The sequence below is a fragment of the Pedobacter sp. L105 genome, from assembly GCF_009765875.1.
Taxonomy (GTDB): domain Bacteria; phylum Bacteroidota; class Bacteroidia; order Sphingobacteriales; family Sphingobacteriaceae; genus Pedobacter.
The window spans coordinates 107,891-108,102 of sequence record NZ_LMUP01000008.1 but is presented as its reverse complement, the minus strand read 5'-3'; the positions used below and the strand labels follow the sequence as shown (position 1 = coordinate 108,102).

Sequence of the window (212 nt, the reverse complement as noted above, 5' to 3'; positions counted from 1 at the left end):
TAAGCAGAGGCGGGTTTTACAAATGGACCATCAGTAGTCCTTCGAAAAGGAGTATTGAAAATCAAATTCTTGAAACCGAGGTACTGGAGGCTTTTGAAAACAGTAAAAGAATATATGGCAGCCCTAGAATTACTCTGGAACTCCGTAAAAAAGATATTAAAATCTCCAGGCCAAGAGTAGCCAGAATGATGAGAAAAGCGAAACTGAGAAGC

At 39.6% G+C, this 212-nt stretch carries 1 protein-coding gene; it reads left to right on the top strand.

Annotated elements, in window-relative coordinates; all coding sequences use genetic code 11:
- Nucleotides 1–212 (top strand): IS3 family transposase (locus GSQ84_RS27905; RefSeq protein ID WP_216848939.1); only part of this gene is annotated, 212 nt, incomplete at both ends.